The 3,353-nt window shown below is 69.6% G+C and carries 3 protein-coding genes and 1 pseudogene; 1 reads left to right on the top strand and 3 read right to left on the bottom strand.

What is annotated here, in order from left to right; translation table 11 throughout:
• Nucleotides 1-1,060: hypothetical protein (locus tag DB30_RS40445; RefSeq protein ID WP_165704181.1), on the top strand; the 1,060-nt coding region annotated here is incomplete at its 5' end.
• Here the strand turns inward: DB30_RS40445 and DB30_RS40440 are convergent.
• From DB30_RS40440 to DB30_RS40430, 3 genes and pseudogenes are all read right to left on the bottom strand, one after another.
• On the bottom strand, nt 1,029-1,376 hold the full coding sequence (locus DB30_RS40440) for a hypothetical protein (protein WP_052559441.1): 348 nt from the start codon (nt 1,374-1,376) through the stop codon (nt 1,029-1,031). The two genes, DB30_RS40445 and DB30_RS40440, sit on opposite strands and share 32 nt — an antisense overlap.
• Before the next feature lie 393 nt (nt 1,377-1,769).
• A complete protein-coding gene (locus DB30_RS40435; protein WP_052559439.1) occupies nt 1,770-2,963 on the bottom strand; it encodes a thioredoxin family protein in 1,194 nt (397 codons plus the stop codon).
• A gap of 149 nt (nt 2,964-3,112) precedes the next feature.
• Nucleotides 3,113-3,353: pseudogene (locus tag DB30_RS40430) on the bottom strand (hypothetical protein); the annotation flags it as partial.

Genomic DNA, 3,353 nt, shown 5'->3' with positions numbered 1-3,353 from the left:
GTGCTCGCTCGCGCTCGCGGGTGGGCTCTCGATGCTGGCCTGCCTGATCCGGCCCGAGGGGCCGTTGGTCGCGCTGGCGGTGGGGCTGGCCGCGGTCGCGCAGCTGGTCGTGGATCGCCGGGCCCTGGGGTCCCGGTTTGACGGGCCCGGCTACCGTCGCGCGGCGCTGGGCTTCGTCGCCGTGTTCGTGCCGCTGATGTTGGTCTACGCGGGCTGGCGGCTCGCGTACTTCGGTGAGCTGGTCCCCAACACCGTGCGCTGCAAGACCGGGCACGCCGATCCGTTCGCGCTGCTCGAGGCGTACTGGTTGGCGGCGCCGCTGAGCTTGACGCTGGCGGTGATCTGGCCGGTCCGCCAGCTCGACGCGCGGGTGCTGCTGCCGATCTCGTTCACGCTGGTGTATGGGGTCGCGCTGATCGGCGCGGACCCGCTGATCGGCCACGACCTGCGTCACTTCCTGGCCGCGCACGCCCTGGTCTGCGTCCTCGCGTCCGCGACCGCGCTGCGCTTGGCTGCTTGGGTCGCGCGTGGGATCCCGCCTCGCTACTACGAGCCTGCGCTGGTGCTGCTGATCTTGGCCGCCGCGACGCCGCTGGGTGGGCTCCCGGATAGTGAAGACCTGCACGCGCGCGCGACCGCCTACACCGCGCGGACTCGAGCGCGGGCGGCCCTTGGCGAGCACCTCGAGCGCGCGCTTGGGCCCGGGGAGCACGCGCTGCTCGGCGATGTTGGCGTCGCCGGCTGGACGGGAGACGCCGCGATCATCGACGCGTTTTGTCTCAACACGCCCGCGTTCGCCAAGCCGCCGCTGCGCGGGGAGCCGGCGCGTCAGGCCAACTGGATCCTGGACGCGCAGCGCCCCGAGATCATCGTCGTGCACTCGCGCAGCCCGAAAAAGCTGCAGGCGCGTGGAGCGATCTATCGCAAGCTGCTGGCCGATCCTCGGTTTCACCAGGACTATGTCGAGCAGCGCCGCTTCAACGCCAAGCGGGGCGCGTTTCACTATGTCGTGTTTGGTCGCCGCGAGCTCAGTGCGCCGCCAGCCGAACCACCGCCATGAGCACGCCGCCGGCCCCGAGCATGGTCAGCCCAAAGCCCGCAGCCCCAATCGCGAACCACAGCACCACGGGCCCTCGCCGTGGCTCCGACAGCCGGCCATGCAGGTGGTGCGGGCGCAGCCACATGCCCCCGGTCTCGAGACCCTCGGCTCGCAGCGCTCGCCACAGCTTGGCGTGGTAGACGAAGCCCGCCGGCAGCCCAACCACCGCGCCGAGGGTGCCAAGGCCCACGCTGATCCACAGCAGCGACATCGGAGGGACCATCGCGCTGACGACCAGCGCGACGATGATGCCGATGGCGATGATGATCTCGAACACCGGGGACGAAGATAGCAAGGACGGCGACACACGCCCGCCGCGCTGCTGCTGGTTCTCCCGCTCCCGTTTCTCAGCCGGGCTGAGCCGGGCTGAGCCGGGCTCAGCCGGGATCATGGAGCGCCAGGTACGGAGACGCGGACGCGTACGGGACATCGTTCGCGGCCGGGTTGACCACGTCGATCACCGGGTCGGTCAGCAGCCGGCCGTTCGGGACCCAGAGTCGCCCGCCTTGTTCGCGCCAAACCGGGCCCAGATCTCCTGATCGGGCACGTTGTCGCCTTGTGCGATCCTCCCACACCACGCGACACCGCATCGGGAAATCCATGCGAGTCCGGCGACGAACGCTAACAGCTCACTGGGCGGCAGTGGGCCGAGCGCTGCTCCCGGGTGTGATCACTCGCCAGTGAGCGCTTCGAAGCGTCGGACCTGGCGCTTGTAGTACGCGCTCTCGGGCTCGAGCTCGCTGGCCTTGCGGATCGCCGCGAGCGCGAGCGCGTGCTCACCAAGCTGCTCGCGCAGCTCGGCCTCGAGGTAGCGCAGATCGGCGCTCGCGGGGTCTTGCTCGATCCCAGCGAGGACCGCCTTCAGCCCAGCGTCGGGCCGGCACTTCTCCCGGAACGCGAACCACCCAAAGCTCGACTTGAGCTCGACGTTGTCGGGGTCGGTCGCAACCATGGCCTCGAGCGAGGCGGCGGCCTCGTCGGGCTTGCCGAGCTGGCACAGGGCCCGGCCGATCATGCGGTACGCCTTGGTGGCTTCCGCGCTGTCCGGAAACTTCGACTGCAGCGCTTGAAGCTGCAGGATCGCCGTCTCTGGATCGTTCTCGAGCTTCATCGTGAAGAACATCGCGAGGTCGTAGATGACCTTGCTCGTCAGGCCCTTCGCGTTGTCGATGTCGTCGGCGATCACGCTGGCGTAGACCCGCTCGGCGTCCTGCTGCCGGGCCGCGAGCACATACGCGTGGCCGAGCTGATAGCGGGCCTCGGTGTCGTCGGGGGCGGCCTCGACCGCGGCCTCGAGCTCGGCGAGCACGTTGCCACCGGACTTCAACTCGTCCAGCTTGGTGAGCAGCGCGTCGGGCTCGATGAAGTCGACCAGCCGACCCTTCTCGATGCCGCTGGCCTCGAGCACCAGCAGGGTCGGGTAGGCCTGGACGTGGTAGCGCTCGACGATGTCGGGGCCGTCGCCCTTCTCGGCGTCGACGTGCACGGCCACCGCGTGCTTGGCCATCCACTCGCCCACGCGCGGATCCGTGAAGGTCTTCTCGTCGAGCTCGTGGCAGGGCGGGCACCAGTAGGCGCCAACATCGACGAACACCAGCTTGGCCTGGTCCTTGGCCACGTTCAGCGCCGCTTCGAGTCCGCCGTCGAACCACTGGACCGCGAACACGATGCTGCCGTCGTCGCGGAGCCCCGGCACCGCGGCGCCGTCGATCGTGTTGGCGAGGACGTGCTCGGTCGGCGCGTCGGGGCGCGCTGGAGCCGGCCCAAACTCGAACTCCGGGCCGCGCGGCGGCTCGTGCTCTTCGCCGCCGCAGCTGGGCAGGCTGACGATCAACGCGAGGCCAGTCAGCAGGGCGCGGGCCAATCCGCTACCAGCCAGACGCCTGGCCCGAGTGGTTGGAAGTGAGGGGCGGGGAACTCGGTGCAAGCGCGACATCGGGAGGGGGCGGATGATCGTGGTGATCGTGTGATCGTGTGATCGTGTGATCCGCATGATCTCATGATCCAAATGGTTCACTCATCTGGCAGCAGATCGGGCGCGTCGACCGGCGCGGGCGCGTGGGGATGATGGTCATCCTCGCTGGACTTCCCAGCCTTGCCAAACCGGCCCGCGTTGGGATTGACGAGGATCGGAATCGTGGCCTTGGGCGGGCGGGGTGTTGGCGCCTCGAGCTCGCGCTTGGCGACGGCGCTGGGGTCGACGATGACCGGCGGTGGCGCGACGGCAGACGGCGCGACCACGGGGGCCGCGCGG

The organism is Enhygromyxa salina, assembly GCF_000737335.2.
Classification (GTDB): Bacteria; Myxococcota_A; Polyangia; order Nannocystales; family Nannocystaceae; genus Plesiocystis; species Plesiocystis salina_C.
This window is presented reverse-complemented; position numbering and strand designations above follow the sequence as displayed.